Consider the following 26,591-nt stretch of genomic DNA (forward strand, 5'->3'; position numbering starts at 1 on the left):
ATTGCGGACTTCAGCGCCAGCGGCGGAAGATCAACGAGGTGTTGATGCCGCCAAAGGCGAAGTTGTTGTTCATGACATATTCGTTGCTCATGCTGCGGCCCTCGGTCAGGTAGTCGAGTTCGCCGCAACGCGGATCGACGTTGCGCAGGTTGAGCGTGGGCGCGTACCAGTCGCGGTTGAGCATCTCGATGCTGAACCACGACTCCAGCACGCCGCAGGCGCCCAAGGTGTGGCCCAGGTAGCTCTTCTGCGAGCTGATGGGCATGCGGCTGCCGAACAGGCCGTGCGTGGCCTGCGTTTCGGCGATGTCGCCCTGTTCCGTGGCGGTGCCGTGGCCGTTGACGTAGCCGATGGCTTGCGGCGGCAGGCTGGCGTCGGCCAGCGCCATTTCCATCGCAATGCGCATGGTGCTGGCTTCCGGGCGCGTGATGTGGGTGCCGTCCGAATTGCTGCCGAAACCGACGATTTCCGCATGGATGCGCGCGCCGCGCGCCAGCGCGTGGTCCAGCGATTCCAGCACCAGCATGCCGCCGCCTTCGCCGATCACCAGGCCGTCGCGGTCGCGGTCGTAGGGGCGGGGCGTGAGTTCGGGCGTGTCGTTTTTCTGGCTGGTCGCGTAGAGCGCGTCGAACACCAGGGCTTCGCTGGCGCACAGCTCTTCCGCGCCGCCCGCCAGCATCAGCTCCTGGCGGCCGTAGCGGATGGCCTCGTAGGCGTAGCCGATACCCTGGCTGCCCGAGGTGCAGGCGCTGGACGTCGGGATGATGCGGCCCTTCAGTTCGAAGAAGATGCCGACGTTGGCCGCGGTGGTGTGGGGCATCATGCGGACGTAGGAATTGGCGTTGAGGTCGTCCGTGACGCCGTTGAGCAGCATGTTGCCGAAGGCGCGGATTTCGGCCGTGCTGCCCACCGACGAGCCGCAGGCCACGCCCATGCGGCCGTCGGCGATGCGCGGATCGCCCAGCAGCGCCGCGTCGTCCAGCGCCAGTTCCGCGGCGCGCACCGCCAGTTGGGAAACCCGTCCCATGCTGCGCAGTTGCTTGCGGGTCCAGTGCGCGGGCGTGCGGAAGTCCTCGATGGGGCCGGCCAGGCGGGTGTTGAGTTCGGCGTAGCGCGACCAGTCGGGCATGACGCGGATGGCGCTGCGGCCCGTCTGGAACGCCTGCTGCACGCTGGCCCAGTCGTTGCCGAGCGCGCTGATTCCGGCCATGCCGGTGATGACGACGCGTTTCATCAGCAGAGTCCTCCGTTGACGGCGATGACCTGGCGCGTGATGTAGGCGGCGCCGGGAGACATCAGGAACACGACGGTGGCGGCCACTTCCTCGGGCCGTCCCATGCGTTGCGCTGGCACGGCCTTCAGGATTTCCTCGACCGGCACGTGCTCGTCGATCATGTCGGTGTCGATCAGCCCCGGCGCCACGCAGTTGACGGTGATCTGGCGCTTGGCCAGTTCCACGGCCAGGGCTTTGGCGGCGCCGATGAGGCCGGCCTTGGAGGCGCTGTAGTTCACCTGGCCGCGGTTGCCCACCAGGCCGGACACGGACGCCATGCAGACCACGCGGCCAGGCGCGCGGCGGCGGATCATGGGCATGGCGAGCGGACTGAGCACGTTGTAGAAGCCGTCCAGGTTGGTGCGCAGCACCTGGTCCCAATCGTCGCCGGTCAGGGCGGGAAACGCGCCGTCGCGGGTCAGGCCGGCGTTGAGGACCACGCCGTAATAGGCGCCGTGCGCGTCGATGTCGGCCTGCAGGGCGGCGGCGCATTGCTGGCGGTCCGCCACGTCGAATTGCAGCACGCGCGCCTGGCGTCCGCGCGCCTGGACCTCGGCTTGCACGGCCTGGGCCTGGTCGAGTTGCTGGCGGCAGTGCAGCACCAGGTCGTGGCCGGCGTCGGCCAGGGCCAGCGCGATGGCGCGGCCGATGCCGCGGCTCGAGCCGGTTACGAGTATGGGGGCAGCGCTCATTCGGGTGATTCTTCCTGGATAAAAGCGGTGGGGTCCTTGGGCTGATAGACGTTCAGCCTGGCCTCGGCCAGCAGGCGCGCGTCGTCGCGCAGTTCGCATTCGAAGACGCTCATGCCGCTGGCGTCGACCAGCCCGCGGCGCGCGTGTATGGTCAGGCGGGCGCCGGCGGGCAGCGCGTCGGCATGGCTTTCGTAGCGCCGCGTGCCGAGCAGAAAGCCCAGCTTGACGGGGTCGCCCGCCTGGCGCGCCTGGCAACCGGCCCAGGCGCCCACGGCTTGCGCCATCAGCTCCATGCCCAGCCATGGCGGCAAGGAGCCGTCGGGCAGCGAGTAGGGGCCGGGCTTGACCAGGGCGCGCGCGGTCAGGCTGTCGGCGTCGTGGCTGCAGACCTCGTCGATCAGGATCATGTCGCCGGCGTGCGGCAGCAGGCTGGAGACGGGCCAAGTCGTCATGCTTGGGCTCCCAGGATCAGGCTGGCGTTGTTGCCGCCGAAGGCGAAGGAATTGCTCATGGCCAGGCGCGGCCGGCCTTGGGCGTAGCGGTGCTGCGCGGTGCTGAAATCCAGCGCCGGCAGGGCGGGATCGGGCTGTCCGTCCCAGACGTGGGGCATCAGCCGTCCTTGGGCATTGCCGGCCGACAGCGTGGCCCAGGCCAGCGCCGCTTCCAGCGCGCCTGCCGCGCCCAGCGCGTGGCCGGTCAGCGCCTTGGTCGAGGCGCAGGGCACGCCCTGCGGAAAAACGGCGTGCATGGCCAGGCTTTCCATGGCGTCGTTGTGGAGCGTGCCGGTGCCGTGCAGATTGACCCAGCCTATGCTGGCCGCGTCCACGCCGGCGGATCGCAGCGCGGCCTGCATGGCTGCCCGCGCGCCGGCGCCGCTGGGCTCGGGCGCGGACATGTGCCAGGCGTCGGAGCTGGCGCCGCCGCCCAGCAGCGCCACGGAGCGCTCCCCCGCGGGCTCGCGCTCCATCAGGAACAGCACGCCGGCTTCGCCGATGTTGATGCCGCGGCGGTTGGCGGAGAAGGGCAGGCACAGCGTGTCGTCGATGGCTTCCAGCGTGGCGAAGCCGTTGATGGTCAGGCGGCACAGGGTGTCCGCGCCGCCGCAGACCACGGCGTCGCACAGGCCCGAGGCGAGCAGGCGGCGCGCGGACAGCAGGGCGCGGGCGCTGGAGGTGCAGGCCGTGGACAGCGTATAGGCGGGGCCGGTGGCGCCCAGCCAGTCCGCGAAAAACGCGGCGGGAGACGACAAGGCCTGGCGGCGGTAGTCGTAGCCGTCCGGCCATGCGCCTTGCGCCGCCAACTGGCGGAAGGCGGGCGCATTGTCGTTGACGCCGGAAGTGCTGGTGCCCAGCACCACGGCGACGCGGTGGGCGCCATGGCGGGCCACGGCGGCGCGCAATTGCGGCTCGATCTGCAATGCGGCTGCCAGCAGCAATTGGTTGTTGCGGCTGTGGTGATGCGCGGGCAGCGTGTCGGGGATGGGCGGCAGCGCGTCCGCATGGCCGCCCAGCGTCAGCGTGCGGCCATGGACCCAATCCGGCTGCGGGCGCATGCCCAAGGTGTCGCCGGCGAAGGCGGCGCGGGCTACCGCGTCGATGCCGGCGCCCAGCGCGCACACCACGCCGGGGGTACCCAACCAGGTGTTCATGGCTGCTCCTTCAAGGGCGAGATCCGCCAGGTGACCTGGTCTGCGGTGGTGATGGTGAACGTGCCGGCCTGTGCGGCCGCTGGCCAGCGCACGCTCCAGCGCGGTCGGCCCCGGTCCAGCAGTTCGCGTTGCGCCGCGCCGCCGTCCTCGCGGCTGGCGCGCCAGTTGCCGGCGCCGTAGGCCGCATCCAGTTCCGCTTCGGGCGTCCACGCGAAGATCAGGGCGGCGAACAGATCGCGCGCCTGGGCGTTGGGCCGCAGGAAGCCGTCGTTGCGCCATTGGCCGCGTTCCAGCATCTGCCGCGCCTGCGGCACGCCCATGGGGTCGAACAGCGACCAGCGCAAGGCGGCGCCTTCGCGCTGCACCACCAAGAGCGTGTCCAGCGCGGGCTGGCCGGCGGCAGACTGCAGCACATGCAGCTGACGCGGCAGCGGAAAGTCCGCGTCGCGCGCCGGCACGGGCGGCGCGCCCGCGCAGCCCGCCAGCAGGGCGAGCGCCAGCAGCGCGCCCAGCGTGCGCGCGGCGGACAGGAAGGAGGAGCGGGTGGCGGACATGGTCGGAATCAGGCGGGCAGCGGCTGCGCTTCGGCGCCGCGGCACAGTTCGCTCAGCATGCGCAGGCGGCGCTGCGGGTTGGCGACGAAGGGGTTGTTCCGGTCCCAGGCGTAGCCCGCCAGGACGGAGCTGATCATGCGCCGGATCTCGGGCTGCGCGTGCTCGTAGAAGACCACGTCCTGGAATTCGCCGCTGTACCAGCCCTGGACATAGGCGCGGAAGGTTTCCACGCCCACCATCAGCGGATCGGCGAAATCGGCCTGCCAGTCGACCTGCGCACCCGTCAGTTGGCGGTGCAGCGCCTCGGCCGCCAGCTTGGACGAACGCAGGGCGATGGTGACGCCCGAGGAAAAGACCGGGTCGAGGAATTCCGCCGCGTTGCCCAGCAGCGCGTAACCGGGGCCGTGCAGCTGCCGCACGCTGGCCGAATAGCCGCCGATGGTGTTGGCGGGCGTGTCCCAGACGGCGTGCTTCAGGACGCGCTTGAGATTGGGCGCGGCGTCGGCCATCTCGCGCAGCGTGGCCATCAGGTCCTGGCCGGGGCCGCCAAAGAGGTTTTCGCCGCCCACGACGCCGAACGAGCAGCGGCCGTTGGAGAAGGGGATCAGCCAGTACCAGATGCCGCGTTCTTGCGGATGCACGCTGATCAGGATCTTCTCGCGGTCGAAGCCGGGGTCGTCGATGCGGTCTTCGATATGGGTGAAGATGGCCTTGCGCGGCGGCATCGACGACGGACGCTCCAGGTCCAGCAGGCGCGCCAGCACGCGGCCGTAGCCGCTGGCGTCGAGCACGAACCGGCTCTTCACTTGATAGGAAGTGCCGTCAGCGCTGCGCACGTCCAGTAGGGGGCCGTCGTCGCCGTCGAAATCGGCCGCCGTCACTTCCTGCAGATAGCGCACTTCCACGCCCTGGCGGGCGGCATCGTCCGCCAGGACTTTGTCGAAGTGCGCGCGTTGCACCTGGAACGTGGTGCCGGGGCCAGGGCTGAACTTGTCGCGGAAATCGAAGTGGGTGTAGCGTTCGCCGCAGGCGAAGGCGGCGCCGTTCTTGACCTGGAAGCCGGCGGCCTGCACCGCCGGCAGCATGCCCGCTTCCTCCACGAACTCCAGGCAATGGGCGAGCAGGCTTTCGCCGATGGAAAAGCGCGGAAACTGCTGGCGTTCCAGCATCAGGACGTCATGTCCCTGGCGCTTCAACAGGGCGGCGGCGACCGCGCCTGCCGGTCCCGCTCCTATGACTACAACTTCGCGATGTTCCATGCCGGAGATGTCCTTTTAGTTATTGAAAGCAGGATGCTGCGGCTGCGCGCGGCGGATTGATCCAGGGCGCCCACAGCAGCGAGAAGGCCACGCCCAGCGCCACCGCCAGCCCGAAGTTGGCGATGGCGGGCGTCTGGCTGACGGCGAGCAGTCCGAAGGACAGCAGCGTGGTGGCTGCGCCCAGCAGGATGCCGACCAGGCTGGCGGCCGCGCCCGCGACCCGTTCGTACATGAAGATGGCGTAGTCCACCCCGATGGCCGACACCAGCAGCAGGCCGAACAGGCTGAACAGGGTTAGCGGCTGGCCCAGGTAGCCCAGCGCGGCCAGGCTGCATGCGGTGGCCGCCAGCGGCACGGCCAGGATGCGCCAGGCGGCGGCGCGGCCCAGGGTCAGCAGCAGCAACAGCGCCGCGACCCCATAGGACAGCAGCTTGAGTTCGGCGGCTTCGATGCGCGTGGCCGCGAACATGCGGTTCAGTTCGCCGCTGCGGTCCACCAGCGTGACGTCCGGCGCAACCTGGGCGATGGCCTCCAGCGCGGACGCGTCGCGCAGGCCCAGCAAGGTCACCATGCCCGCAGCCTGCCCGTCGCGCAGGCCCAGCCATAGCGGCCGCCAGCGCTCCGCCAGCGGGCCTTGCAACGCGTCCTCGATGGCCAGCGGCGGCAGCGCGGCCATGGACTCCAGTTCCTGGCGCATGGCCGCGTAGGGGATGCCGATGTCGGTGAGCGGCTTCCAGGCGTCGGGCTGCGCGGCCAGGCCGGCCAGCGTCGCGCCCAGCGCCTTCTGGTCGGCAGCCGGCGAGACCAGCTGGCTCAAGGCGTTGTAGGCGGCGAGATCGCCGCGCGCGACCAGCGCGTCCAGCGCCTGCGACACCCGCGCCTGCCTGCGCAGCAACTCGTCGGCGTCGGGCGCGCGCACCAGGAAGAACTGGCTGGTCGGCATGAAGCCGGTGATTTCGCCGATCTGCCGGGCCTGCTGCAGCAAGGGCGCGGGCAGGCTGAGCCATTGCCGCAGATCGTCCTGGATGCTCAGCCGGCTGATGCCGCCGGCAGTGGCGGCGATAAGGGCCAGGGCGCCCAGCCAGAGCGCGGCGCGGCGTCCGGCCAGGCGCTGACGCGCGCGCAGCGCGGCCTCGGCAAAGCGCAGCAGCGGCTGCCAGGGGCGGGGCCGCCAGCCGTCCATCCAGGCCGGCAACTGGCACACGGTGCAGGCGTAGGCGCCCAGCAGGCCAGCGGCCGAAAACACCGCGGTCTGCGTCAGCGCGGGAAACGGCGTGAACGCCAGCGCGACGTAGCCGACCAGGCTGGCGGCGAGGCTGATGGTGAGCCCGGGCAGGACGCGCCGCAGCGCGGGCCAGGCCTGCCAGTCGGTCATGCCATAGCTCTTGCCCAGCCAGTGCATGGGGAAATCCACCGCCACCCCGATCAGGCTGGCGCCGATCACCAGGGTCAGGACATGGATGGAGCCGAACACCGCCACGCAGGCCACCGCGCCCGTCAGCAGCCCGACGGCGACCGGCACGAAAGCCAGCAGCGCGCGCACGCGCCGCAGCGCCAGCAGCAGGACCAGCACGATGCCGATGGTGGCGCCGGTACCGATCCAGCTGCTTTCGGCAACCGCTTGCGCCCGGCCCGCGGCCGCGTACAGGGGACCGCCCGCCACCAGCAGCTCGGCGCCGGCCGCGCCGAGTGCCGCGCGGTCCTGTTCGAGCTGCGCGGCGATTTGCTGGGGCGCGGCCGCGTCGAAGGCATCGCCGCGGGTTTCGGCGCGCACCAGCATCCAGCGCCTGCCGGCGTGTTCGGCCTGCAGCGTGCCCGTGCCCATGTCGTACTGCACCGCGCCGCCCGGGCGCAGCGCCTGTTCGGCGCGGCGCGTCAGGCCCAGCCAGTCCTGGTCCGCCGGCACCAGGCCCGAAGATGAAAACGGATCGAAGAGTTCGCGCGCGCGGCGCTGGGCGTAGGCCGCGGGATCGGTCTCGAGCTGATGCCGGTCGGCCGCAGGGAGCATGGCCAGCCTGCCCGCCAGCAGTTGCGCGCGCAGCGCGGGCACGTCGACTTGCAGTTCCACCTGCACGGAAGAAAACAGGCCGCTGTCGGTCCAGCGCTGCGCCAGCAGGCGTGCGGGGGCTGCGGCATCCGCGCCGGCGTTCGCGCTTTGAGCCGCGACCAGCGCGATGAGCTGCCGCGACAGGGGTTCCTGGATGCGGGCCTCGGCCAATTGGCGCGTGGCGTCGGCGCCGGCCTGGGGCACCAGCTCCATCAGGTTGGCCGACACCGGCCAGCCATGGCGGCTTTGCCAGGCGCCGGCGCAGAGAATCAGCAGCAGCCCCAGCTTGAACAGCCGTGGCAGCCAGCGCTCAATCGGCGAACGCACGTTGCTCCTCGGCGGTCAGGGCCTGGGCGGCCTGCGCATCCGTCATCTGCAGCACGCTGCGGTCACCCTGCGTCTCGCGCAGCTCGATGCGGTCGACCAGCTTGCCGCCGTTGATCTGGATGTTGTCAAAGATCTGCCGCAGCAGCGCCGAGCGCGGCGTCAGCAGCAGCTGCCAGGCATCGGCGTCGCCGCTGAGCGCCAGGTCGAAGTTTTCGCGCAGCCCGGCGGTGTCGCCTGCCAGCACGGACAGGAACAGCCGGTTCTCGCGGCCGGCGCCGGCGTGTTGCGGCAGGGCCTGCCATTTGCCGGCTTCATCGCGCCGCGAGATGCCGCGGGCGTCGATGCGCAGGTCCTGCGCGATCGGCGTGCGCAGCAGCCACAGCAGGCCCTTGCCCGCCGCCAGCGTGAAATCGCCGCGGCTGGTCAGCGGCTGCGGTAGCGAGCGCAGGAACTTCTGCTGCACGAAATGGCCGCGCACGACAGGCGTGGCGTTCAGTTGCGTTTGCAGATCGGCCAGGTCGAAGGCGCGGGCGGCCAGGGGCAGCAGGGCCAGGGCCAGCAGGGCGCACAGGCGGCGCATGAAAACCAGGCGGCGCGTCATGCGGGCGTCTCCATCGATTGCAGCTTGCGCCGCACGGCGTCGACCAGCGCGGCGGGCGAGGTCAATTGCATTTCGCGGGTCTGGATGCAGACCGCCACCTGTTCGGACGTGGCTCGCGTCAGGCGCTGGCCGCTGGCGGCGTCCAGGATCAGGTAGTTGATCTTCAGCCGGTGCTCCCATTCCACCAGTTCGGCGCGCACCGTCAGGCGCTGGCCGAATTGCGCGGGCTGCGCATAGCGCAGATGCAGGTCGATGACCGGCCAGGCGTAGCCGCTGGCGCGCATGGCGTCGTAGTTGTGCCCCAGCAGGTCCAGCAGCTCGCAGCGGGCCTGTTCCAGGTATTTGACGTAGTGTCCGTGCCAGACCACGTTGAGGGGATCCACGTCGAAGAAGGGCACGCGGATTTCGACTTCAGCGCCGATGACGCCCCGTTTACGCATCGTCTTTCCAGAAAGGGTAGAAGTTGAACCATTGCAGCGGCGCCAGGCGGCAGTGCGCGGCAAGGCGGTCGGCGTAGCGCTGGGCCAGCTCGGCGATGCGGGCCTGGCGCGTGGCGCGCGTCCATTCGATGCCGTCCGACAGGCGTTCCATCGCCACGCGGTAGCGCGCGCCGTGGCGCGTGCAGAACAGCAGGTTGACCGGGCAGCGCAACAGGCCGGCCAGCAGCCAGGGGCCTTGCGGCAGCAGCGCGCTGGCGCCCAGGAAGTCCACGGGCGTGCAACGGTCGCCCTGCAGCGGCACGCGGTCGCCGGCGATGGCCAGCCATTCGCCGCGGTCCAGGCGCTGCGCCAGGTCCAGCATGGCGGGAGCATCCAGCTCGCTGACCTGGATCATGCGCAGTCCGCCGCCGGCCTCGTGGAGCAGGCGGTTGAAATGAACCGCGTGCTTGTCGTGCACCAGCACATTGAGTTTCAAGGTGCCGCTTTGCTCCGCCAGCGCGCGGCAGACCTCGATATTGCCCAGGTGCGAGCCGACCAGGATCTGGCCACGGTTCCTGCCCATTTGCGCATGCAGGCCGTCAGGGTCGGCGATGTCCAGATGGGCCATCGTGATCTTGCCCTGCCAGACGTCCAGCTTGTCGAGGATGGCGTTGGCGAACGCGAGGTACTGCCGGTAGACCGGCATGCGGCGCGGCAGCGGCTCGGCCAGCGCGCCGGATTGCGCCAGACGGCGCTGGTAGGCCGCGATCGAACGCCGGGCGCGGCTGCCGCTGGCATAGAAATACAGCACGACCAGCCAGACCACGGGCGCGACGAGGCGGCGGCCCAGGGTGCGCGCGGCCCAGGCCGTCAGGCGCATCAGCAAGGCGCTGCCGCGCTCGGGCTGATCGGCCCAATGCTGATCGGCGGCGTTCATGGACGCGGACCTCCGGCAAGCCTGCGCCACAGCAGCGCCGGCGAGCGCGCCAGCATGCCGAAGAAAAGGCCCGCATGCATGCGGCTGATCAGCAGGTTGTCGCGCAGGCCCTTGAAGTGGGAAATGCCGTCTTCCGGGTAGGCCACGCGCGTCGGCAGCCACACCATCGCGACCCCGCGCCAGTGCAGGCGCACCAGGACGGCGATGTCGAAATCCATGCGCCGGCCTACGCGCGCGCCGTCGATCACGGGCAGCGCCGCGGCCAGCGGGTAGACGCGGAAACCGCACATGGCGTCGGGGATGTCGAGCGAAAGCGTGTTGATCCAGACCCACACGCGCGTCAGCCAGCGGCCGTAGAGACGGCTGCGCGGCACATCGTCGCCATACAGCGGCGCGCCGCACACAAGGGCTTCGGGCCGGGCGCGGGAGGCCGCCGCCAAGGCCGCCGCGTCCGCCAGGGCGTGCTGGCCGTCGGCGTCGACCTGCAAGGCGTGGGTATAGCCCAGCGCCGCCGCCGCGCGCAGTCCGTCCTGCACCGCCGCGCCCTTGCCGCCGTTGACCGCGCGCCGCAGCAGATGCGTATGCGGCTGGGTCGCCAGCGCATCCAGCGCCGCCGCGCAAGACGGCTCGGAGCCGTCGTCCACCAGCACGCAGGGCAAGCCTTGCGCCACCAGCTGCGCATGCACCGCGGCGACCGTGGCGCCGTGGTTGTACACGGGAATGAGCGCGCAGAGCTTATGCGGGGTCATGGCCGCCTGCCTGCAGAATGCGGCCGGACGAGCAGGGCGCGTCGTTGACCGTGTAGGTGAAATACAGCTTCTGCTTCGCGGCGTCCCATTTCAGCGCCAGCATGGCGGTATCGCCCGGACGCAGCAGCCGCTGGAATTTCAGCGCCTCCATGCCGGCGAAACGCAGCTCGGGATGAAGGTCGCGTTGCGCCAGCGACATGGCCCAGCCGATCTGGGCCACCCCGGGCACAACGGGAGCCGTGGGGAAATGGCCGCTGAAATGGGCGAGGTCGTAGGGAATTTCCAGCGCATAGCGGCGTTCGTGCTCCGACGGGCGGGGCAGTTCCACCGCCTCGGGCGCAAGCGGCCGGGCGCCCGCGGCGGCGTCGAACAGGCTGCGCGGCAGCTTGCCTTGGGCGTTGGCGGGCAGCTGTGCGAAGAAGCGCCAGGTGCGTGGAATGGCCAGCGATTCGAAGCCTGCGGCCAGATGCGCGCGCAGGGCGTCCACGACCGCCTTGCGGCCCTGGTTGCGCAAGGCATGCAGGCCCCGCGCCGACAGGGCGACCAGCGCGGCCAGGCGCGTGGCCCCGGCCAGACCGCCCAGGCGCGCTTCGGCAACGTAGGGATGGCGCGCCAGCGCCTGTTCCAGCATGGGCAGCGAAATGCGCTTTTCCTCGATCTTCACGATGCGGTCGAGGCGCCCCAGCAGCCGGAAACCGCCATGCGCAAGCTCCGCGCCGTCGGCGGTCTGCGCCTCGGCGGGGTTGACCCAGGGCGATTGCACGCGCAGGGCGCCTTCGGCGTTCAGTTCGACGGCCACGCCTGGCAGTGGCTGCCAGGGGCTGTCGCCTTCGCGCCAGGCGACGGCGCCGGTTTCGGAGCTGCCGTAGATCTCGCTGGGGCGCAGGCCCAGGTGCTGCGCGATATGGTCGGATGCCTCGGCGGGCAGTTCGCCGCCGGAGGAGTGGATGCGGGTCAGGCGGCCACGCAACTGGTTCCAATCCAGCCGCTGTCCCAGGCGGCGCAGCAGCGCGGGGCTGGCGATCCAGGTGCAGGCCGGATGGCGCAGGCTGGCCTGCTGCAGTTCTTCGGGATAGAGGCGCTGCGGCCGGTCCAGCTGGCGTCCCGCGCACAGCGGCCACAGCACCCTGAAGGGCAGGCCGTACATGTGCTGCGCCGATACGCTGCCCAGCACGGGGCCGCGCGCATCGGGCCATTGCCGTTGCAGCGCGCGGACTTCTTCCATCAGTTGCCGCCAGTGCTTGGCGATATGTTTGGGCGTGCCGCTGGATCCCGAGGTGCACAGCACCAGCGTCAACGCGGAATCCAGTTCGGCGGGCGCGAGCGGCGCGTGGCCTTGCAGGTCGGCCAGCCGGCACAGCCGTTGCGCCGGCAGTGGCAGTTCGGTGTCGCTCAGCCAGGCATCCACCGTGGCGTCGAGCATGGCGCAGGTCTGCGCCTGGGCATCGCCCGGCAGCACCGCGACCGCGCCGGCGCGCCAGCAGGCGAACAGGGCGACGGCCATCTGCGCGGCGTCCTCGAACCAGATCGCGACGCGCCGCAGCTGCCTGGCCTGCAAGGCGCCCGCAGCCTGCAGGCTGGCGCACGCAAAGGCCTTGCGCGTCAGCGGCGGCTCGTCGGCGACCAGGGCGCCGGCCAAGTCAGGCGGGGCGGGCAGCAGCAGCTGCGAGAGATCGGTCCAGGCCATGCTTTACGCCGCCTTGGCAGCGGCGGGGCGCAGCAGCCATTCGCCCGCCAATAGCAGGCCCATCAGGACATAGCTCACGGCGCCGTTGTAGGCGGTCCACCAGCTCCAGGGGCCCCAGGCCGCCAGCGCCGCGGCCACGCTGCCGTTCAGGGCGAAGAAGGCGCACCACACGCGGGTGACATTGCGGGTGTAGCGCACGCCTTCAGGCGGCAGGTCGGGATGGCGCAGGCGGGCCAGTTGTTCGATCACGGGGCGGCCGCGCCGCAGGCTGGCGCCGAAGATCGCCAGCATCATGCCGTTGACCAGCACCGGATACCAGCGCAGCCAGTCTTGCGAATTCGAGATGGCCAGGATCAGGCAGAACGCCACCGCCACGGCGGGCAGCAGGCGCGCGCCCGGCCGGGCGGCATCCGCGGTCAGGCCGCGCGCCAGCCACAGCAGGGCCAGCGGCAGCGCCAGCCAGGCGGGGCTCACCCGTCCCAGCGCCGCGTGGACGGCGAAGGGATAGGCGATGCCGGCCACGGCCAGGGCTGCCGCCACGCCGCGTCTCATGCCGCGGGGTCCTGTTTCTGGCACATGGCCTGCACCACGTCCTCGACCGTGCGCACGGTGCGGAAGTCGTTGGCGTCGAGCTTGCGGCCGGTCTGGCGGCGCACGTGGTCGATGAGGTCGATGGCGTCGATGCTGTCGATCTCCAGATCCGTGTACAGGTTCGCTTCGGGCGTGATGCGTTCAGGTTCGATCTCGAACAGTTCGACCAGCGCGCCGCGCAGCGTATTGAAGATTTCGTCGCGGGTATGCATCCTGGACTCCATATCCATTAGGCGCGGCGTTGGGCGCCGACAAACTCGGCCAGCTTGGCGATGCTGGCGAAATGCTCGCGCATGTTGCGCGTTTCGGGATCGATGGTGATGCCGTAGCGCTTTTGCAGCGCGAGGCCCAGCTCCAGGGCGTCCACCGAGTCCAGTCCCAGTCCGTCGCCGAAGAGGTGGGCATCGCTGTCGATATCGTCGGGCGCGATGTCCTCCAGGCCCAGCGATTCGATGACGAGGGTCTTGAGTTCAAATTCCAGTTGGTTCATCCGGTCAGGACTCCACTTCCACCGCCTGGGGCGGTTGTTCATTCATGATGGCGCCGGCGGGCGCGGCGGGCGCCAGCTCGGCTTCGAAATAGGCGTGCAGGTAATCGTTCATCTTGCGTCCGGCGATGGGCAGCGGGTGCGCGCCGCTCCAGGCGGCGGGATCGATGTCCTCGCCCACGCGGATCACGTAGCGCATGCGGCAGGGAGGAATCCGGTACCAGGGCTCGCCCTTGGTCAGGCTGCGGGGATTCATGCTGATGACCACGGGCGTGACCACGCGCGCGCCGCGCAGCGCGATGGCGCAGGCGCCGCGATGAAAGCGCGGCATGGCGTCGCGCGGCGTGCGCGTGCCTTCCGGAAAGACGATCAGGGTCTCGCCCGCGCGCAGCACGTCGGCGGCGCGGTCGAACATGTCGAAGCTTTCGTCGTTGGTGATGTAGCCGGCATTGGCCACCGGGCCGCGGGTGAACGGGTTGGTGGCCAGGCCGTGCTTGACGATGCAGTTGGCGTTCTTGACGTGGCCCACCAGGAACACCACGTCCAACAGCGAAGGGTGGTTGGCCAGGATCATCTGTCCGGGCTTGCCGAGACGTTCGGCGCCCTTGAATTCCACGGTCAGGATGCCGGTTCGGACCATGAAACGGATGAACAGGCGGAAGGTGCCGTTCAGCGCGCCGCGCGCGCGGCGCTGGCGGTCCGCCTTGTCGCCGGGCAGCAAGCGCTGCGGCGGGAACACCAGCACGCGCAGCAGCACGCCGCCCAGCCCGAAGAGGGTGAAGGCCATGCCGGTGGCGAACAGGCGCCAGAGCCAGAAGTCCTGCCGCGGTGGTGTGGCGCTCGTCATGCCGTGCGTGTCCAGTTCCATAGTCGGGAGCGGTTGGCGTGGCGCCAGCCGGGCGTGCGCAGCAGGAGGTGGCGCAGCAGGTTCAGGGGATTGGGCCAGGCCTGCGCGCCGCGGGCGGCATCGGGCGCCTGCGGAGCCAGGGCCAAGGTCCAGTCGGCGCCGGGCTGCAGATGCAGGGCGACCGCATAAGCGTAGGGCGCGTCATCCATCCAGGGGGCGTAAGGCGCGGGCGGCCGTTCCTCGGCCAGCACCACGAGCACGTCCTGGTGGCCGGCGTCGAACAGCATCGACGCTTCGATGCAGGCATGCTCCAGGCCGTCGTCTTCCACCGACAAGGCCACGGATTCGGTGGTTTCGCGGCGTATGATCGACCACTGCGCGGCGATGGCGTTGTGGACCGACAGGCCGAAGGCCGTGGGCGACAAGGGTTCGTCCGCCGCCAGTGCTTGCAGCAGGCCGAAGTTGCGGGTGGTTTCGCCATGGCGGGAGGCAAATACCAGCGGCATGGGCGGGCGTCCCTCGGCCAACGGCCACGCGCACTCGAACACCCCGCGAGCCAGCGGGCTCAGGCGGCGGCGTTGCAAGGGAGGCAGGAAGTCCAGGCGGGGCGGATTCTGATTTCCGATCGGGCAGAACGGATGTTCGGCCCATTTCAACCAGTCGCTGGGGCCATCGATTCCTTGCGCCCAACCCTGCCATTGCGCGATCGAAAACGTCAACATAGCGCGCGATTCTACTATGGCGATGTCAGGCCATTTTGATTTAAAACGTTACATAATACACAATATTTCCTGTATTTCTTACACTTAAGCTTGCTATTTGTTACTTTCTCCCGTGAGCGTTCAGGAACTTTTAATCTGGTGGGCGGACAAAGGCGCCGCTGCTGGCTACCGCAGCCAGGACCTGTCGGCCGCGGACGCCGCGCGTGCGCCGGCGCTGCGCAGTTCGAAGGCCCAGGTCGATTGGCGGGTCAGCAGGGCGCTGCTGCAGGACGCCAGGCAGGCCATGCCGCTTGCAACCCTGTCGCTCAGCCATAGCGGCGGTCACGCGGTCTGCGCGTCCGCCCCGCTGGGGTGGCAACTGGGCGCCGATCTGGAGCGAGTGCGGCCGCGCGAGGTCCTGCGCCTGGCCGAGTGGGTATGCGCGCCGGCCGAGCAAGCCGCGCTGGCCGGCCTGGAAGGCGCAGCCCAATTGGAACGCTTTTATCTCTTGTGGACGCTGAAGGAAGCCTTCATCAAGGCGGCCGGACTGGATTTCCCCGCGGACATGGCCGCAGTGGGCCTGGCGTTCGACGGCAAGGCGGGGTGGCGCCTGCGTGCGCCGCCGGGGCGGTGGCGCGCCTGTTCGTGGCGCCTGGGCGAGGACTGGATCGCGTCCGTGGCGTGGCGCGGACCGGCTGACGACGCAGCGCGACCCCAATGGCGCGCCGGGGCCGATTGCGTGTTACCGCCGCTTGCCATCCTGGGCGGGTGGACTTCCGGACTGGATTGAATCGCCCGGTGTTTTTCAGTGGGCATTTAAAGATGTATTATAAATGCATGTTTAATGGCGATTCCGATCGCGCCACAAGGAGCAGTTGATGTTGAGTCCCCAAATCCGCGCCCTGGTCAAGGGCACGGCGCCCGTTCTCAAGACGCACGGCGTTGCGCTGACCAAGCATTTCTATGCCCGCATGTTCAAGCACAACCCCGAGCTCAAGCATGTCTTCAATCAAGGCCACCAAGCCGGCGGCGAGCAGCAGCAGGCGCTGGCCGGCGCGGTCGCGGCCTATGCCGAGCACATCGACGATCCCTCGGTGCTGATGCCCGTGGTGACGCGCATCGTGCACAAGCATGTCAGCCTCGGCATCCGGCCCGAGCACTACCAGATCGTGGGCAAGCATCTGCTGGCCTCCATCAGCGAAGTGCTGGGCGAGGCGGCGACGGAAGAACTGGTGGCTGCCTGGGCCGCGGCCTACGGCCAACTGGCCGACCTGCTGATCGCCGAAGAGGCGCGCCTGTACGCGGAGTCGGCCGCCAAGCCGGGCGGCTGGACTGGCTGGCGCGCGTTCCGCGTGGTCGGCAAGCAGCGCGAAAGCGCCGAGATCACGTCCTTCTACCTGGCGCCGGCCGATGGCGGCGAAGTGCCCGCCTACCGCCCCGGCCAGTACGTGTCGGTGCGCGTGTTCGTGCCCGAACTGGGCCTGATGCAGCCGCGCCAGTACAGCCTGTCCGACGCGCCGGGCCAGGACCGCCTGCGCATCTCGGTCAAGCGCGAAGCGGCTGGCGCCGATACGCCGGCCGGCCGGGTTTCCAATGCCCTGCATGACCGCCTGGAAGAGGGCGGGGTGCTGGACGTGGCGCCGCCCCAGGGCGATTTCCATCTGCGCGACGAAGGCAGCGCGCCGGTGGTGCTGCTGAGCGGCGGCGTGGGCCTGACGCCCATGGTCTCCATCCTGAACCATCTGGTGGGGTTGAACGACGAGCGCCAGATCCGTTTCGTGCATGGCTGCCGCAACAACTCGGTCCACGCCATGCGCGATCACGTCAACAGCATCGCCGCCGAACGCGCCAACGTGCGCAAGGCCGTGTTCTACGAGGAGGTCGGCCACGGCGACCAGCCGGGCCGCGACTACGATTACGCCGGCCGGGTGGACCTGAACGCCATCCGCGACGAAGTCATCGTGCCTGGCGCGGACTACTACCTGTGTGGCCCGGCCGGCTTCATGCGCGCGCAGCGCGAGGCCTTGACCGGCCTGGGCGTGCCCGCGGACCGCATCCATGCCGAAGCCTTCGGCAGCGGCGGCGCGCCCGCTTGAGCGGTGTATCCTGGCGGCCTGAGTTTCCGGGCCGCCAGCGCCCATTCCTTTCGTCCCTGCCATGCAACTGACCCGATTCACCGATTTCGGCCTGCGCGTCCTGATGTACCTGACGCAATGCCGCGACCGGTCCGCCGCCGTCACCATTCCGGAGATCGCCGACCGCTTCAGCGTGTCGCGCAATCATCTGGTGAAGGTGGTGCACTTCATGGCGCAGCAGGGTTGGGTCAGCACCTCGCGCGGCAAGGGCGGCGGCCTGCGGCTGTCGCAGGCCGCCGACCGCTACCGGCTGGGCGACCTGATCCGGCAGCTGGAGCAGCAGGGGCCGCTGATCGACTGCCGCGAGCCTCCCTGTGCGCTGGACGGTGCGTGCCGCTTGTCCGGCGTGCTGGCGCAAACCTTGCAGGCCTTCTACGAGGCGCTCAACGGCTACACCCTGGCCGATCTGGTGCGCGACCCCACGGCCGCCGCCATCATCAAGCTGCACCGCGTCGCCTGAGGCGGGGCATGATGTTTTGTTATGGACCCTGCGGAGTTTGGCATTTGCCGGACGGGCGGGGCGCGTCCCAGAATAGCGCGGTGTCCCTGTCTTTCTGGATCTAAGAGTATGCGGGTTTGCGTAATCGGCGCTGGCGTCGTGGGCGTCACGTCGGCCTATTTCCTGGCGCGCCAGGGCCATGACGTGGTGCTGGTGGACAGCCAGGCGCGTCCGGCCGAGGTGTCCAGCTACGCCAATGGCGGCCAGCTCAGTTATAGCTACGTGGCGCCTTTGGCCGGTCCCGGCGTGCTGCCCAGCGTGCCGGGCTGGCTGCTGCGCGAGGATTCCCCGCTGCGTTTCCGGCCCAGGCTGGATCCCCATCAATGGCGCTGGTGCCTGCAATTCGCGCTGGCGTGCCGGGCCTCGGTGGCCAAGGCTTCCACGGTCCAGCTGGCTGGCCTGTCCTATCTGAGCCGGGACGTCATGCATTCGCTGCTGGAGCAGGAAGACCTGGATTTCGGCCATCTGAAGAACGGCAAGCTCATCGCCTACCGCAGTCCGGCCCTGCTGGACAAGGCGCGCGAACTGGTGGCGTACCAGGCCGACCACGGCGCCGAACAGCAGGTGCTGGACGCCGCCCAGACGCTGGCGCTGGAACCCGCGCTGGCCGGCATGGGCGCAAGCCTGGCCGGGGCCATCTACACCCCCAGCGAAGAGGCGGGCGACTGCCGCCAGTTCACCGAGGCGCTGTTCGACCGCCTGCAGACCATGGCCAACGTGCAATGCGCCATGTCCAATCCGGTGTCCGGCCTGCAGCGCGAAGGGCGCCGCATCGTGGCGGTGAACACGCGCGACGGCGACATCGGCGCCGACGCCATCGTGTTGGCCACCGGCATCGGCACGCGCACGCTGCTCAAACCGCTGGGCCATGACGTGCCGCTGTATCCCCTGAAGGGCTACAGCCTGAGCGTGCCGCTGGCCGAGGACGACGACTCGGTGGCGCCGCGCATCAGCGTCACGGACTACGAAAGGCGCATCGTCTACGCCCGCGTCGGCGGCGTGCTGCGGATCGCGGCCATGGTCGACATCGGCAGCGCCGATGCCGGCATCGACACGGCGCGCATCGGGTTGCTCAAGCGCCAGGTGCACGAGGCGTTTCCGGCGCTGGACCTGCGCCAGGCAGTACCTTGGGCGGGGCTGCGTCCGGCCACCCCCACCAGCAAGCCTCTGATCGGGCGCAGCCATGCCGCCGACAACCTGTGGCTGAACATCGGGCAGGGCGCGCTGGGCTTTACCCTGGCCTGCGGCAGCGCCGCGCTGTTGACGGCCCAGATGGGCGGACTGGAGCTGCCGCTGGATCCGGCGCCGTTCCGCCCCTGATACGGGGAATGTCCATTTTGCGATAGTGGCTGCCTTTTCATCGGCAGACGGGCTAGATTGCGCTCAATAGGATAGCGATACTCCTGCCGCCTGCGTCGCCCCAAAGGGGCGTCGCAGGCGGCAGGAGGCCATCTCTCATCCTCCGAGCGCAACCACCATGTCCTACTTGTTTCCGTTGTTCGCCATCCTGTTCTGGGCGGGCAACGTCATCGTCTCCAAGATGGCCGCCAGCGCCATCTCACCCACCGCCATCACCTTCTACCGGCTGGTGCTGGCCCTGTTCCTGATGGGCCTGTTCACGGCCGGCCCGGCCTGGCGCAACCGCAAGACCATCCTGCGCCATTGGCCCAAGCTGGCGCTGTACGGCGCCCTGTCGTCGGCAGTGTTCCAGGCGCTGTCCTATCGCGCAGCCGAAACCACCACCGCCACCAACATGGCCATCCTGACCGCGCTGATTCCCTTGCTGAGCATGCTGCTCAGCGTGGTGATCCTGCGCGATCCGCTGACCCTGGGCATGGCCGCCGGCGGCGCGCTGTCGTTCCTCGGCCTGCTGTACCTGGTGGGCCAGGGCGACATGCTGAGCGTGTTCCAGCACGGCATCCACGTCGGTGACGGCCTGATGCTGCTGGCCGCCTTGTCCTATGCGCTGTACGGCGTGCTGCTGCGCCACTGGAAGGTGCCGCTGCCGGCCTGGCAGTCCACCTTCGTGCAATCGATCTTCGCGCTGCTCTACATGCTGCCGCTGTACCTGCGCGTGCCGGCGGCGCAGGCTGCGCTGGACATGAACACGGTGCCGCTGATCCTGTACGCGGGCATCTTCTCGTCGGTGCTGCTGTCCTTCCTGTGGATCGAAGGCGTGCAGCGGCTGGGGCCCAATCGCTGCAGCATCTTCATCAACCTGTTGCCGCTGTTCACCGCGCTGGCCGCTTTCGTCATGCTGCGCGAGCAGCTGCACCTGTACCACCTGCTGGGCGGCGCGGTGACGCTGGCCGGCGTGCTGCTGGCGCAGACGGTGCAGCGCCCGCTGTTCGGTCGCGCCCGCGGGCTGGCGCTGGATTAGGCAGTTTTCACTGGCGTTCAAGACGGGCGCGCGCCGCACCGGCACAGTGGCTCTCTTTATAGGGAGAGAGCCCATGAGCATGTTCCAGAGAACCGCGATCGCGCTGGCGCGCAGCCCGGGCGTGGGGCGGGCGATGCGGGCCATGGCGGCCCGCACGTCGCTGGCGGCCCGTTTCGTCGGCGGCGCGGACGTCGACGCCGCCGTCCGCACGGCCGCCAGGCTGCGCGAGGCGCACGGCATCCGCGCCTCGCTCTTCTACCTGGGCGAATATGTGGACGATCCCCAGGCCATCGAGCAAAACGTGGCCCAGGCGCTCGGCGCCTGCCGGGCGCTGGAGCATGCGGGGCTGGACGTGCACGTGTCGGTCGATCCCACGGCCATCGGCTATATGCGCGACGATGCGCTGGGCCGCGACAATGCCCGGCGCATCGGCCTGGCGGCGCGCCGGACGGTCGGCCTGGGACGCGACTGGATGGTGCTGGACATGGAAGATTCCTCCATCTGTGACCGCACCTGCGCCTTGCACCGCGAACTGCTGCAAGCCGGCATACCGGCAGGCCTGACGCTACAGGCGCAGCGGCGCCGCACGCCGCAGGACCTGGCCTGGGCGATTCGCCAGCGCACGTCGCTGCGGCTGGTCAAGGGCGCGTTTCCGGAGCGCGCGCTGGACCATGCCGGCCGCGCGCGCATCGACCAGGCCTATCTGGACGCCGCCGCCATCATGCTGTCGCGCGAGGCGCTGGATTCCGGCTTCCAGCCCGTCTTCGGCACCCATGACGACCGCCTGGCCGGCGCCATCCTGGCGCTGGCGCGGGAGCGCGGCTGGCCGCCCGAAGCCTTCGAATTCGAAATGCTCTACGGCGTGCGGCCGGACTGGCAGCTCGCGCTGCGCCGTTTGGGCTATAACGTCAGGGTCTATCTGCCCTTTGGCGGCGACTGGTGGCCATATGCCGTGCGCCGCGTGGGCGAGAATCCCCGCAACGCATGGCTGCTGGCCCGCACGCTGACCTCGGACCAGAGCTACTTCGGCTAGGCGCCCCACGCACACGTATCCATGGCGGTTTCCCGACACATCTGGCATTGCGGCGCCGGCCTGCCCGGCGACGTCCTGATCGCGGACCTGCGCGGCTACCGCTATGCGCCGCACTTCCACGACGCCTGGTCCATCGGCGCCATCGCGCAGGGCCGCTGCGCCTTCACCGTGCATGGCGAGCCGCAGGCCGCGGGCGAGGGCGATCTGGTGGTGATTGCGCCTGGCCAAGTCCATACCGGCGGCACTTCGGATGCGCCGCTGGGGTACCGCATGGCCTATATCGATCAGGCCTGGTTCAGGAACCACGAACTTGCGCTGTACGCAGGCGGCGCAGCGCTGGCGGGGCCCGTCATCCGCGATACGGCGCTATGCCAGGCGTGGCTGGACGCGCTCACGCCAGATCCCATCGCCGACCCCGAGCGTCGCGAGCGCATCTCCGCCGCGCTGTTCGGCCTGCTGGCGGCGCATGCGCAGGCCAGCCCCGCAGCGGTCGACGACGAGTCCGACGTCTGCGCGCTGCTGCGCGCACGCATGGCCGCCGACCCGGCTTGCGCGCCGGACCTGGAGGCCCTGGCGTTGGCGCAGGACCGCCACCGGACCACCCTGGTCAAGCAGTTCGCGCGGCGCTACGGCCTGCCGCCGCAGGCCTGGCTGCGCAACTGGCGGGTGGCGCGGGCCCGGGCGCTGCTGCGCGACGGCCTGGCGCTGGCCGACGCCGCGCATGCCGTGGGCTTCGCCGACCAGGCCCATCTGACCCGCGTGTTCAAGCAGGTCTACGGCAGCACGCCCGGCGTGCTGCGCAACGCAGGGGCGGGCTCCCAGACATTGCGGGCGCGCGGTGTTTCCACCCGGTAGTCGGAGTACTTGCGGGTAAAGAACGCGGCGCCCAGTTCGGCCGCCGCCTGCAGCGGCTGGCGCGGATCCGCCGCGATTTCGCCGCGCAGGTTGCCGGCGCCATGCACGTAGCCGACGAAGTCCGAATGGGTGTAGCGCGCGTATTCCTGGATCTGGTGCACGATGCCCAGCGCCGCGCCGGGGTAGGTTTCCTCGGACGCGACCGCCAGGCCCAGGCGCTTGCCGGTCATGCGCTGCTTCACCCGGTCGGGCTCGGGGCCCTGGCCGGCATAGTGGCTGAACGATCGGTCGAAGAACGCCTTGGTCTGCGCCGACATGCCGTACCAGTAGATCGGGGTGCAGATCAGCACGCCGTCGGCCGGCAGGAAGTGTTCCAGGAACAGCTCGGAGTATCGGTCGGTCGGCGGGGGCGAACGCCGCAAGTCCGGCAGGAAGGCCTCGATGTAGTCGTCCAGGAACAGCAGCGTGGCCTGGGTGCCCGCCGTCTCGGCCCCGCGCAGCGCGGCCGCGCCCAGGGCCGCGCTGTTGCCGTCGCGCCGCGGGCTGCCGACCAGGATCAGCAGGCGCTTGGTGGGATGATCTGAATTCATGTCTGGTTCCTCTTGTTGGCATGGACGCTTCCATGTGGTGAGGAAAATTCTGTCTTACCGACTGACAGGCGACAAATGATGAATCCTTGAATATGATGAATTGATTTCATCCATAGAGCCAGGAATCCATGTTTGCCACGCTACCGGTGACCGCGTTGCGCACCTTCGAGGCAGCCGCCAGATTGCTCAGCTTCAAACTGGCCGCGGCCGAACTGGCGGTCACGGCCACGGCCGTGTCCCATCAGGTCAAGGCGCTGGAGCGGCACGTGGGCTACGCGCTCTTCGAACGCGTGCCGCGCGGCGTGCGCCTGACGGAGAAGGGGGCGCGCCTTTTTGCAGGCGTGCATGGCGCCTTGCTCGACGTGGCGCAGACCCTGGACGCCTTGCGCGCCGCGCCGGCCTCTGGCGCGCTGACGCTGTCCACCACGCATTCGTTCGCGGCCTTATGGCTGGTGCCGCGGCTGGGGCGCTTCTACGCGGCGTTTCCGCAATACCAGCTGAACCTGAACACCAGCCCCGAAACGGTGGACCTGCTGCGCGACGCCAGCGTGGACCTGGCCATCCGCTACAGCCGCGCGCGCTGGCCCGGGCTGCACGCCGCCTGCTCGTTGCAGGAGTGGTTCGGCGTCTATGGGGCGCCCGCGCTGGCCACCCGGCCGGGCAGGCGCGCGCCGTCGCTGGTGACCGTGCGCTGGCGCGATTCGCAGCTGTACGAGCAGGGCTGGCTGGACTGGTGCGAGGCGGCAGGCCTGCCGTCCTGGCGCAAGCCGGCGGCGCTGCATGCCTACGAGGAAGAGCACTATGCCCTGCAGGCCGCCATTGCCGGCCAGGGCCTGGTGCTGGCCAGCTCCGTCATGGTGTCGGACAGCGTGGCGGCGGGCACCCTGGCGGCGTATCGTCCTGAAGTGCGGGTGGCGGGGGCCGCCTACACCGCGCTGTGCGCGCCGGGCCGCGAACGCCATCCGCCGGTCAAGGCTTTCCTGGGGTGGTTGCGCAAGGAGTTCGATTGACGCGCCCCTGCGCGCGCTTCTACTCTCTTTCCGAAAATCAGCGCGGAGGCCGCAAGGCGTGAATCGATTCCATGAAATGAGCGTATTCCTGGCGGTGGCCGAAGCGCAGAGTTTCGCCGCGGCGGCGCGCCGCTTGGAGATGTCGGCGCCCACCGTCACGCGCAGCGTTTCGGCGCTGGAGCGGCGGCTGGGCGCCTTGCTGCTGGTGCGCACCACGCGCAGCCTGCGCCTGACCGAGGCCGGCCAGCGTTATGCCGACGACTGCCGCCGCATCCTCGACGAAGTGGAGCAGGCCGACGACGCCGTGGCCGGCGCGATGGCCGCGCCGCGAGGCGCGCTCAGCATCACTGCGCCGGCGTTCTTCGGCGAATTGCACGTGATGCCGGCGGTGCTGGCCTATCTGCGCACGCACCGCGAGGTTTCCGTGCGCACGCTGCTGGTGGACCGCGTGGTGAACCTGCTGGACGAACGGGTGGACGTCGCGGTGCGCATCGGCGCCTTGCCGGATTCGACGCTGACGGCGGTGCCGGTGGGGCAGGTGCGCCGCGTGGTCTGCGCCGCGCCCGCGTTCCTGCGCGAACACGGCGTACCGCAGGACCTGGAGTCGCTGCCGCGCTTTTGCACCGTCACCGCCGCCATGGAGGGCCGCACGCCGCAATGGCGCTTCCAGCAGGACGGCCAGCCCCGCAGCCTGCGCGTCGATTCGCAGCTGACGGTCACGTCCTTTCAGGCCGCGGTGCTGGCGGCCTGCGAGGGCTGGGGGCTGACGCAGGTGGTGTCCTACCAGGTGGCGCGGCACCTGGCCAGCGGCGCCCTGGAGGTGGTGCTGCGCGACTTCGAGCTGCCGCCGCTGCCGGTCCACCTGGTGTATCCGGAAGGCCGCAAGAGTTCGGCCAAGGTGCGCAGCTTCGTGGAGTTCTGCGTCGAGGCCTTGCGGCGCGATCTGGCGACGCTGCCGGCGTAGCGTCCGGGCCCGCGCTCGTCATCTTTCTTTCATCCGCTGCAAGAGTGTCTTGCCGCCGCTGGCCGTTCACGCGCGCCCGGCGCCGGCCCAAGATGGAGCCTGTATCCGACTTGGAGCCCGCTCATGCAAACCGCCCAGACCCCCTCGCTGACCTTCTATGGCTTTCCCCTGTCCGGCCACGCCCATCGCGTCGCCCTGATGCTGTCCCTGCTGGACGTGCCGCACCGCAAGGTCGACGTGGACCTGCGCGGCGGCGAGCAGAAACGCCCGCCGTTCCTGGCGCTCAACGCCTTCGGCCAGGTGCCGGTCATCGACGATGACGGAGTGGTGGTCGCGGATTCGACCGCCATCCTGGTCTACCTGGCCAAGCGCTACGGCGGCCAGGCCTGGCTGCCGGAGGATCCCGCCGGCGCGGCGGCGGTGCAGCGCTGGCTGTCGGTGGCATCCGGTCCGCTGGCCATCGGCCCGGCGGCTGCGCGCCTGGTGACGTTGTTCGGCGCGGCCTATGACGTGGACAGCACGCTGGCCCGCGCCCATGACTTGCTCAAGGTCATGGACGGCGAACTGGCCGGGCGCGATTTCCTGGCGGGCGCGGCGCCCACCATCGCGGACGTGGCCTGTTATGCCTATGTGGCGCATGCGCCTGAAGGCAACGTCTCGCTGGATGCCTATCCGCACGTGCGCGCCTGGCTGGGCCGCATCGAAAGCCTGCCGCGCTTCGTGGCCATGCCCCGCTCGCCCGTGGGTCTGCAGGCCGCCTGAGGGCGAGCGCCGCGCGCAAGGAGCACGCCATGTCCATCGCAGAGCCCGCCACCCTCCCGCCGTCGCCCTGGCATGCCGGCGAACGCCTGCTGCAACAGCACGTGGGGATCGCCGAACGCATGGCGGTGACCGGACCCAAAGTCATCCGCGACTACATGCCGGACCAGCACCGCCTGTTTTTTGAGCAGCTGCCGTTCCTGGTCGCAGGCGCGGTGGACGGGCAGGGCGATCCCTGGGCCGGCGTGCTGGAAGGCCTGCCCGGCTTCGTGTCCTCGCCCGATCCGCGCAGCCTGCGCGTGTCCGCCGTGCCGGATGCCGACGATCCGCTGCTGGCCGGCCTGGGGCCGGACCGGCAGGTGGGCCTGCTGGGAATCGAGCTGCACACGCGCCGGCGCAACCGTGCCAACGGTCGCATCGCGGCCTGGGACGGCAAGCGCTTCGAGGTGGCGGTGACGCAGTCCTTCGGCAATTGCCCGCAGTACATCCAGGCCCGGGAATTCCAGTTTTCGCGTTCGCCGGCGCTGCGCTTTCCGGGCGTGCCCAATGAGCGTGGCGGACTGGACGATGCCTCGCGGGCGCTGATCGCCCGGTCCGACACGTTCTTCGTGGCCACCTACGCGGACGAAGGCGGCCGCAAGGTCGACGTGTCGCACCGCGGCGGCAAGCCGGGCTTCGTGCGGGTGGAAGGCAACGTGCTGACCATTCCCGACTTTTCCGGCAACCGCTTCTTCAACACCCTGGGCAACATGGTGCTCAACCCGCGCGCCGGATTGCTGTTCATGGACTTCGAGCGCGGCGACGTGCTGCAGCTGACGGGCGCCGCTGAAATCATCCTGGACAGCCCGGAGATCGCGCAGTTCGAGGGCGCCGAGCGGCTGTGGCGGGTGCATGTGCGGCGTGTGGTCCGCCGGCCCGGCGCGCTGGCCTTGCGCTGGCGCTTCGATTCGTATTCGCCCACCGCGCTGGCAACCGGGCAATGGCCTGCCGCGGGGGCTGCGCAGCGGAGCTAGCCCGCGAGCGCGGTCTTCTGCACCACGGCATCGTCCGGCCCGAGCAGGCGGCCGTCCTGCGCGCGAATTTCCAGCTTGCGCACGGGCTGGCCGCGCTTGCGGTCGATCAGCGTCGAATGGGGTTCGGCGGGGCCGTAGTAGTGCTCTTCGCCCCATTGGCGCAAGCCCACGATCACCGGAAAGAGCGCCCGGCCTTTGTCCGTCAGCACGTATTCCTGGTAGGCGCTGCCGTCCGAGGCCGGCGCCACTTCCAGGATGCCGTGCGCCACCAGCGTGCGCAGCCGGTCGCTGAGGATGTTCTTGGCCACGCCCAGGCTTTTCTGCAATTCGCCGAAGCGCCGCAGTCCGTCGAAGGCGTCGCGCACGATCAACAGCGACCACCAGTCGCCGATCGCGTCCAGGGAGCGCGCCACCGGGCAGGCGGCGCCTTCGAGACTAGTGCGTTTGACCATATCGGATCCTTGCTGAGGGAAAGGCGGTGATGGCAGGCGTATTGAAATTTCGGTTGCATTATAAAACCTTGAAAACTACTAT

30 protein-coding genes are annotated in these 26,591 nt (G+C 69.6%); 11 read left to right on the forward strand and 19 right to left on the reverse strand.

Going from position 1 to position 26,591, the window contains the following annotated elements; all coding sequences use genetic code 11:
* Positions 1-10: 10 nt before the first annotated feature.
* Genes ACM1PE_RS07585 through ACM1PE_RS07665 form a run of 17 tightly spaced genes read right to left on the reverse strand, consistent with a single transcriptional unit; the run spans position 11 to position 14,840 of the window.
* A complete protein-coding gene (locus tag ACM1PE_RS07585) occupies positions 11-1,234 on the reverse strand; it encodes a beta-ketoacyl-ACP synthase (RefSeq protein WP_059380545.1) in 1,224 nt (407 codons plus the stop codon).
* Positions 1,234-1,965, reverse strand: a complete 732-nt coding sequence (fabG, locus tag ACM1PE_RS07590; protein WP_118934558.1) for a 3-oxoacyl-ACP reductase FabG — start codon at positions 1,963-1,965, stop codon at positions 1,234-1,236. The genes ACM1PE_RS07585 and fabG overlap by 1 nt, the downstream gene beginning before the upstream one ends.
* Positions 1,962-2,417, reverse strand: coding sequence for a hotdog family protein (locus ACM1PE_RS07595; protein WP_059380547.1), 456 nt, complete (start codon positions 2,415-2,417; stop codon positions 1,962-1,964). Before ACM1PE_RS07595 ends, fabG begins: the two co-directional genes overlap by 4 nt.
* A complete protein-coding gene (locus tag ACM1PE_RS07600; protein ID WP_419342874.1) occupies positions 2,414-3,613 on the reverse strand; it encodes a beta-ketoacyl-ACP synthase in 1,200 nt (399 codons plus the stop codon). The genes ACM1PE_RS07595 and ACM1PE_RS07600 overlap by 4 nt, the downstream gene beginning before the upstream one ends.
* Positions 3,610-4,167, reverse strand: a complete 558-nt coding sequence (locus ACM1PE_RS07605; protein WP_059380573.1) for a hypothetical protein — start codon at positions 4,165-4,167, stop codon at positions 3,610-3,612. Before ACM1PE_RS07605 ends, ACM1PE_RS07600 begins: the two co-directional genes overlap by 4 nt.
* 8 nt (positions 4,168-4,175) lie before the next feature.
* On the reverse strand, positions 4,176-5,426 hold the full coding sequence (locus ACM1PE_RS07610) for an NAD(P)/FAD-dependent oxidoreductase (RefSeq protein WP_419342876.1): 1,251 nt from the start codon (positions 5,424-5,426) through the stop codon (positions 4,176-4,178).
* Positions 5,427-5,445: 19 nt separating this feature from the next.
* Positions 5,446-7,800, reverse strand: coding sequence for an MMPL family transporter (locus tag ACM1PE_RS07615; RefSeq protein ID WP_419342878.1), 2,355 nt, complete (start codon positions 7,798-7,800; stop codon positions 5,446-5,448).
* Positions 7,784-8,401, reverse strand: a complete 618-nt coding sequence (locus tag ACM1PE_RS07620) for an outer membrane lipoprotein carrier protein LolA (protein WP_251880794.1) — start codon at positions 8,399-8,401, stop codon at positions 7,784-7,786. The genes ACM1PE_RS07615 and ACM1PE_RS07620 overlap by 17 nt, the downstream gene beginning before the upstream one ends.
* The gene (locus ACM1PE_RS07625; RefSeq protein ID WP_118933735.1) at positions 8,398-8,841 is read right to left on the reverse strand and encodes an acyl-CoA thioesterase; all 444 of its coding nucleotides are present in this window, start codon (positions 8,839-8,841) and stop codon (positions 8,398-8,400) included. The genes ACM1PE_RS07620 and ACM1PE_RS07625 overlap by 4 nt, the downstream gene beginning before the upstream one ends.
* Entirely contained in the window at positions 8,834-9,757 is a 924-nt protein-coding gene (locus ACM1PE_RS07630; protein WP_118933736.1) for a glycosyl transferase, read from the reverse strand. The genes ACM1PE_RS07625 and ACM1PE_RS07630 overlap by 8 nt, the downstream gene beginning before the upstream one ends.
* Positions 9,754-10,506: a glycosyltransferase family 2 protein gene (locus ACM1PE_RS07635; RefSeq protein WP_419342880.1), complete on the reverse strand. Its 753-nt coding sequence runs from the start codon at positions 10,504-10,506 to the stop codon at positions 9,754-9,756. Before ACM1PE_RS07635 ends, ACM1PE_RS07630 begins: the two co-directional genes overlap by 4 nt.
* Positions 10,493-12,193, reverse strand: coding sequence for an AMP-binding protein (locus ACM1PE_RS07640; RefSeq protein WP_419342881.1), 1,701 nt, complete (start codon positions 12,191-12,193; stop codon positions 10,493-10,495). Before ACM1PE_RS07640 ends, ACM1PE_RS07635 begins: the two co-directional genes overlap by 14 nt.
* A gap of 3 nt (positions 12,194-12,196) precedes the next feature.
* A complete protein-coding gene (locus ACM1PE_RS07645; protein WP_251880786.1) occupies positions 12,197-12,745 on the reverse strand; it encodes a hypothetical protein in 549 nt (182 codons plus the stop codon).
* Positions 12,742-12,996, reverse strand: coding sequence for an acyl carrier protein (locus ACM1PE_RS07650; protein WP_013392999.1), 255 nt, complete (start codon positions 12,994-12,996; stop codon positions 12,742-12,744). Before ACM1PE_RS07650 ends, ACM1PE_RS07645 begins: the two co-directional genes overlap by 4 nt.
* A gap of 17 nt (positions 12,997-13,013) precedes the next feature.
* Positions 13,014-13,274 carry a phosphopantetheine-binding protein gene (locus ACM1PE_RS07655; protein WP_059380556.1) on the reverse strand — a complete coding sequence of 87 codons (261 nt, stop codon included), beginning with the start codon at positions 13,272-13,274 and terminating at the stop codon, positions 13,014-13,016.
* A gap of 4 nt (positions 13,275-13,278) precedes the next feature.
* Positions 13,279-14,118, reverse strand: coding sequence for a lysophospholipid acyltransferase family protein (locus ACM1PE_RS07660; protein WP_223283414.1), 840 nt, complete (start codon positions 14,116-14,118; stop codon positions 13,279-13,281).
* Positions 14,115-14,840, reverse strand: a complete 726-nt coding sequence (locus tag ACM1PE_RS07665) for a beta-ketoacyl synthase chain length factor (protein ID WP_059380558.1) — start codon at positions 14,838-14,840, stop codon at positions 14,115-14,117. The genes ACM1PE_RS07660 and ACM1PE_RS07665 overlap by 4 nt, the downstream gene beginning before the upstream one ends.
* Before the next feature lie 112 nt (positions 14,841-14,952).
* On the opposite strand from ACM1PE_RS07665, the gene ACM1PE_RS07670 reads away from it, so the two are divergent.
* The 7 genes from ACM1PE_RS07670 (at position 14,953) to ACM1PE_RS07700 (ending at position 21,721) form a co-directional block, all read left to right on the forward strand.
* Positions 14,953-15,609, forward strand: a complete 657-nt coding sequence (locus ACM1PE_RS07670) for a 4'-phosphopantetheinyl transferase family protein (RefSeq protein WP_419342885.1) — start codon at positions 14,953-14,955, stop codon at positions 15,607-15,609.
* Positions 15,610-15,697: 88 nt separating this feature from the next.
* The gene (gene hmpA, locus ACM1PE_RS07675; protein WP_059380560.1) at positions 15,698-16,915 is read left to right on the forward strand and encodes an NO-inducible flavohemoprotein; all 1,218 of its coding nucleotides are present in this window, start codon (positions 15,698-15,700) and stop codon (positions 16,913-16,915) included.
* Between the two features lie 61 nt (positions 16,916-16,976).
* Entirely contained in the window at positions 16,977-17,414 is a 438-nt protein-coding gene (locus tag ACM1PE_RS07680; RefSeq protein WP_059380561.1) for an Rrf2 family transcriptional regulator, read from the forward strand.
* Positions 17,415-17,522: 108 nt separating this feature from the next.
* Positions 17,523-18,773, forward strand: coding sequence for a D-amino acid dehydrogenase (locus tag ACM1PE_RS07685; RefSeq protein ID WP_059380562.1), 1,251 nt, complete (start codon positions 17,523-17,525; stop codon positions 18,771-18,773).
* 157 nt (positions 18,774-18,930) lie between these two features.
* Entirely contained in the window at positions 18,931-19,833 is a 903-nt protein-coding gene (locus ACM1PE_RS07690; protein WP_059380563.1) for a DMT family transporter, read from the forward strand.
* Between the two features lie 73 nt (positions 19,834-19,906).
* Complete coding sequence (locus ACM1PE_RS07695) at positions 19,907-20,866, forward strand: proline dehydrogenase family protein (RefSeq protein ID WP_118933743.1); 960 nt, start codon at positions 19,907-19,909, stop codon at positions 20,864-20,866.
* Positions 20,867-20,887: 21 nt separating this feature from the next.
* A complete protein-coding gene (locus ACM1PE_RS07700; RefSeq protein ID WP_059380565.1) occupies positions 20,888-21,721 on the forward strand; it encodes an AraC family transcriptional regulator in 834 nt (277 codons plus the stop codon).
* Here the strand turns inward: ACM1PE_RS07700 and ACM1PE_RS07705 are convergent.
* The gene (locus ACM1PE_RS07705; protein ID WP_118933745.1) at positions 21,640-22,311 is read right to left on the reverse strand and encodes a flavodoxin family protein; all 672 of its coding nucleotides are present in this window, start codon (positions 22,309-22,311) and stop codon (positions 21,640-21,642) included. The two genes, ACM1PE_RS07700 and ACM1PE_RS07705, sit on opposite strands and share 82 nt — an antisense overlap.
* 128 nt (positions 22,312-22,439) lie before the next feature.
* Between ACM1PE_RS07705 and ACM1PE_RS07710 the strand changes: the two genes are divergently transcribed.
* From ACM1PE_RS07710 to ACM1PE_RS07725, 4 genes are all read left to right on the forward strand, one after another.
* Positions 22,440-23,321, forward strand: a complete 882-nt coding sequence (locus tag ACM1PE_RS07710; RefSeq protein WP_419342888.1) for a LysR substrate-binding domain-containing protein — start codon at positions 22,440-22,442, stop codon at positions 23,319-23,321.
* Positions 23,322-23,379: 58 nt separating this feature from the next.
* Positions 23,380-24,285 (forward strand): LysR family transcriptional regulator, encoded by a 906-nt coding sequence (locus ACM1PE_RS07715; RefSeq protein ID WP_059380568.1) that lies wholly within the window; start codon positions 23,380-23,382, stop codon positions 24,283-24,285.
* A 123-nt stretch (positions 24,286-24,408) separates the two neighbouring features.
* Complete coding sequence (locus ACM1PE_RS07720) at positions 24,409-25,047, forward strand: glutathione S-transferase family protein (RefSeq protein WP_419342890.1); 639 nt, start codon at positions 24,409-24,411, stop codon at positions 25,045-25,047.
* A gap of 29 nt (positions 25,048-25,076) precedes the next feature.
* Positions 25,077-26,057 carry a pyridoxamine 5'-phosphate oxidase family protein gene (locus ACM1PE_RS07725; RefSeq protein ID WP_419342891.1) on the forward strand — a complete coding sequence of 327 codons (981 nt, stop codon included), beginning with the start codon at positions 25,077-25,079 and terminating at the stop codon, positions 26,055-26,057.
* On the opposite strand, the gene ACM1PE_RS07730 is transcribed toward ACM1PE_RS07725, so the two are convergent.
* Positions 26,054-26,509 (reverse strand): winged helix-turn-helix transcriptional regulator, encoded by a 456-nt coding sequence (locus ACM1PE_RS07730; protein ID WP_059380571.1) that lies wholly within the window; start codon positions 26,507-26,509, stop codon positions 26,054-26,056. The two genes, ACM1PE_RS07725 and ACM1PE_RS07730, sit on opposite strands and share 4 nt — an antisense overlap.
* Between the last annotated feature and the right edge of the window lie 82 nt (positions 26,510-26,591).

The organism is Achromobacter sp. PD1 (genome assembly GCF_048541815.1).
Taxonomy (GTDB): Bacteria; Pseudomonadota; Gammaproteobacteria; order Burkholderiales; family Burkholderiaceae_B; genus Achromobacter; species Achromobacter bronchisepticus_A.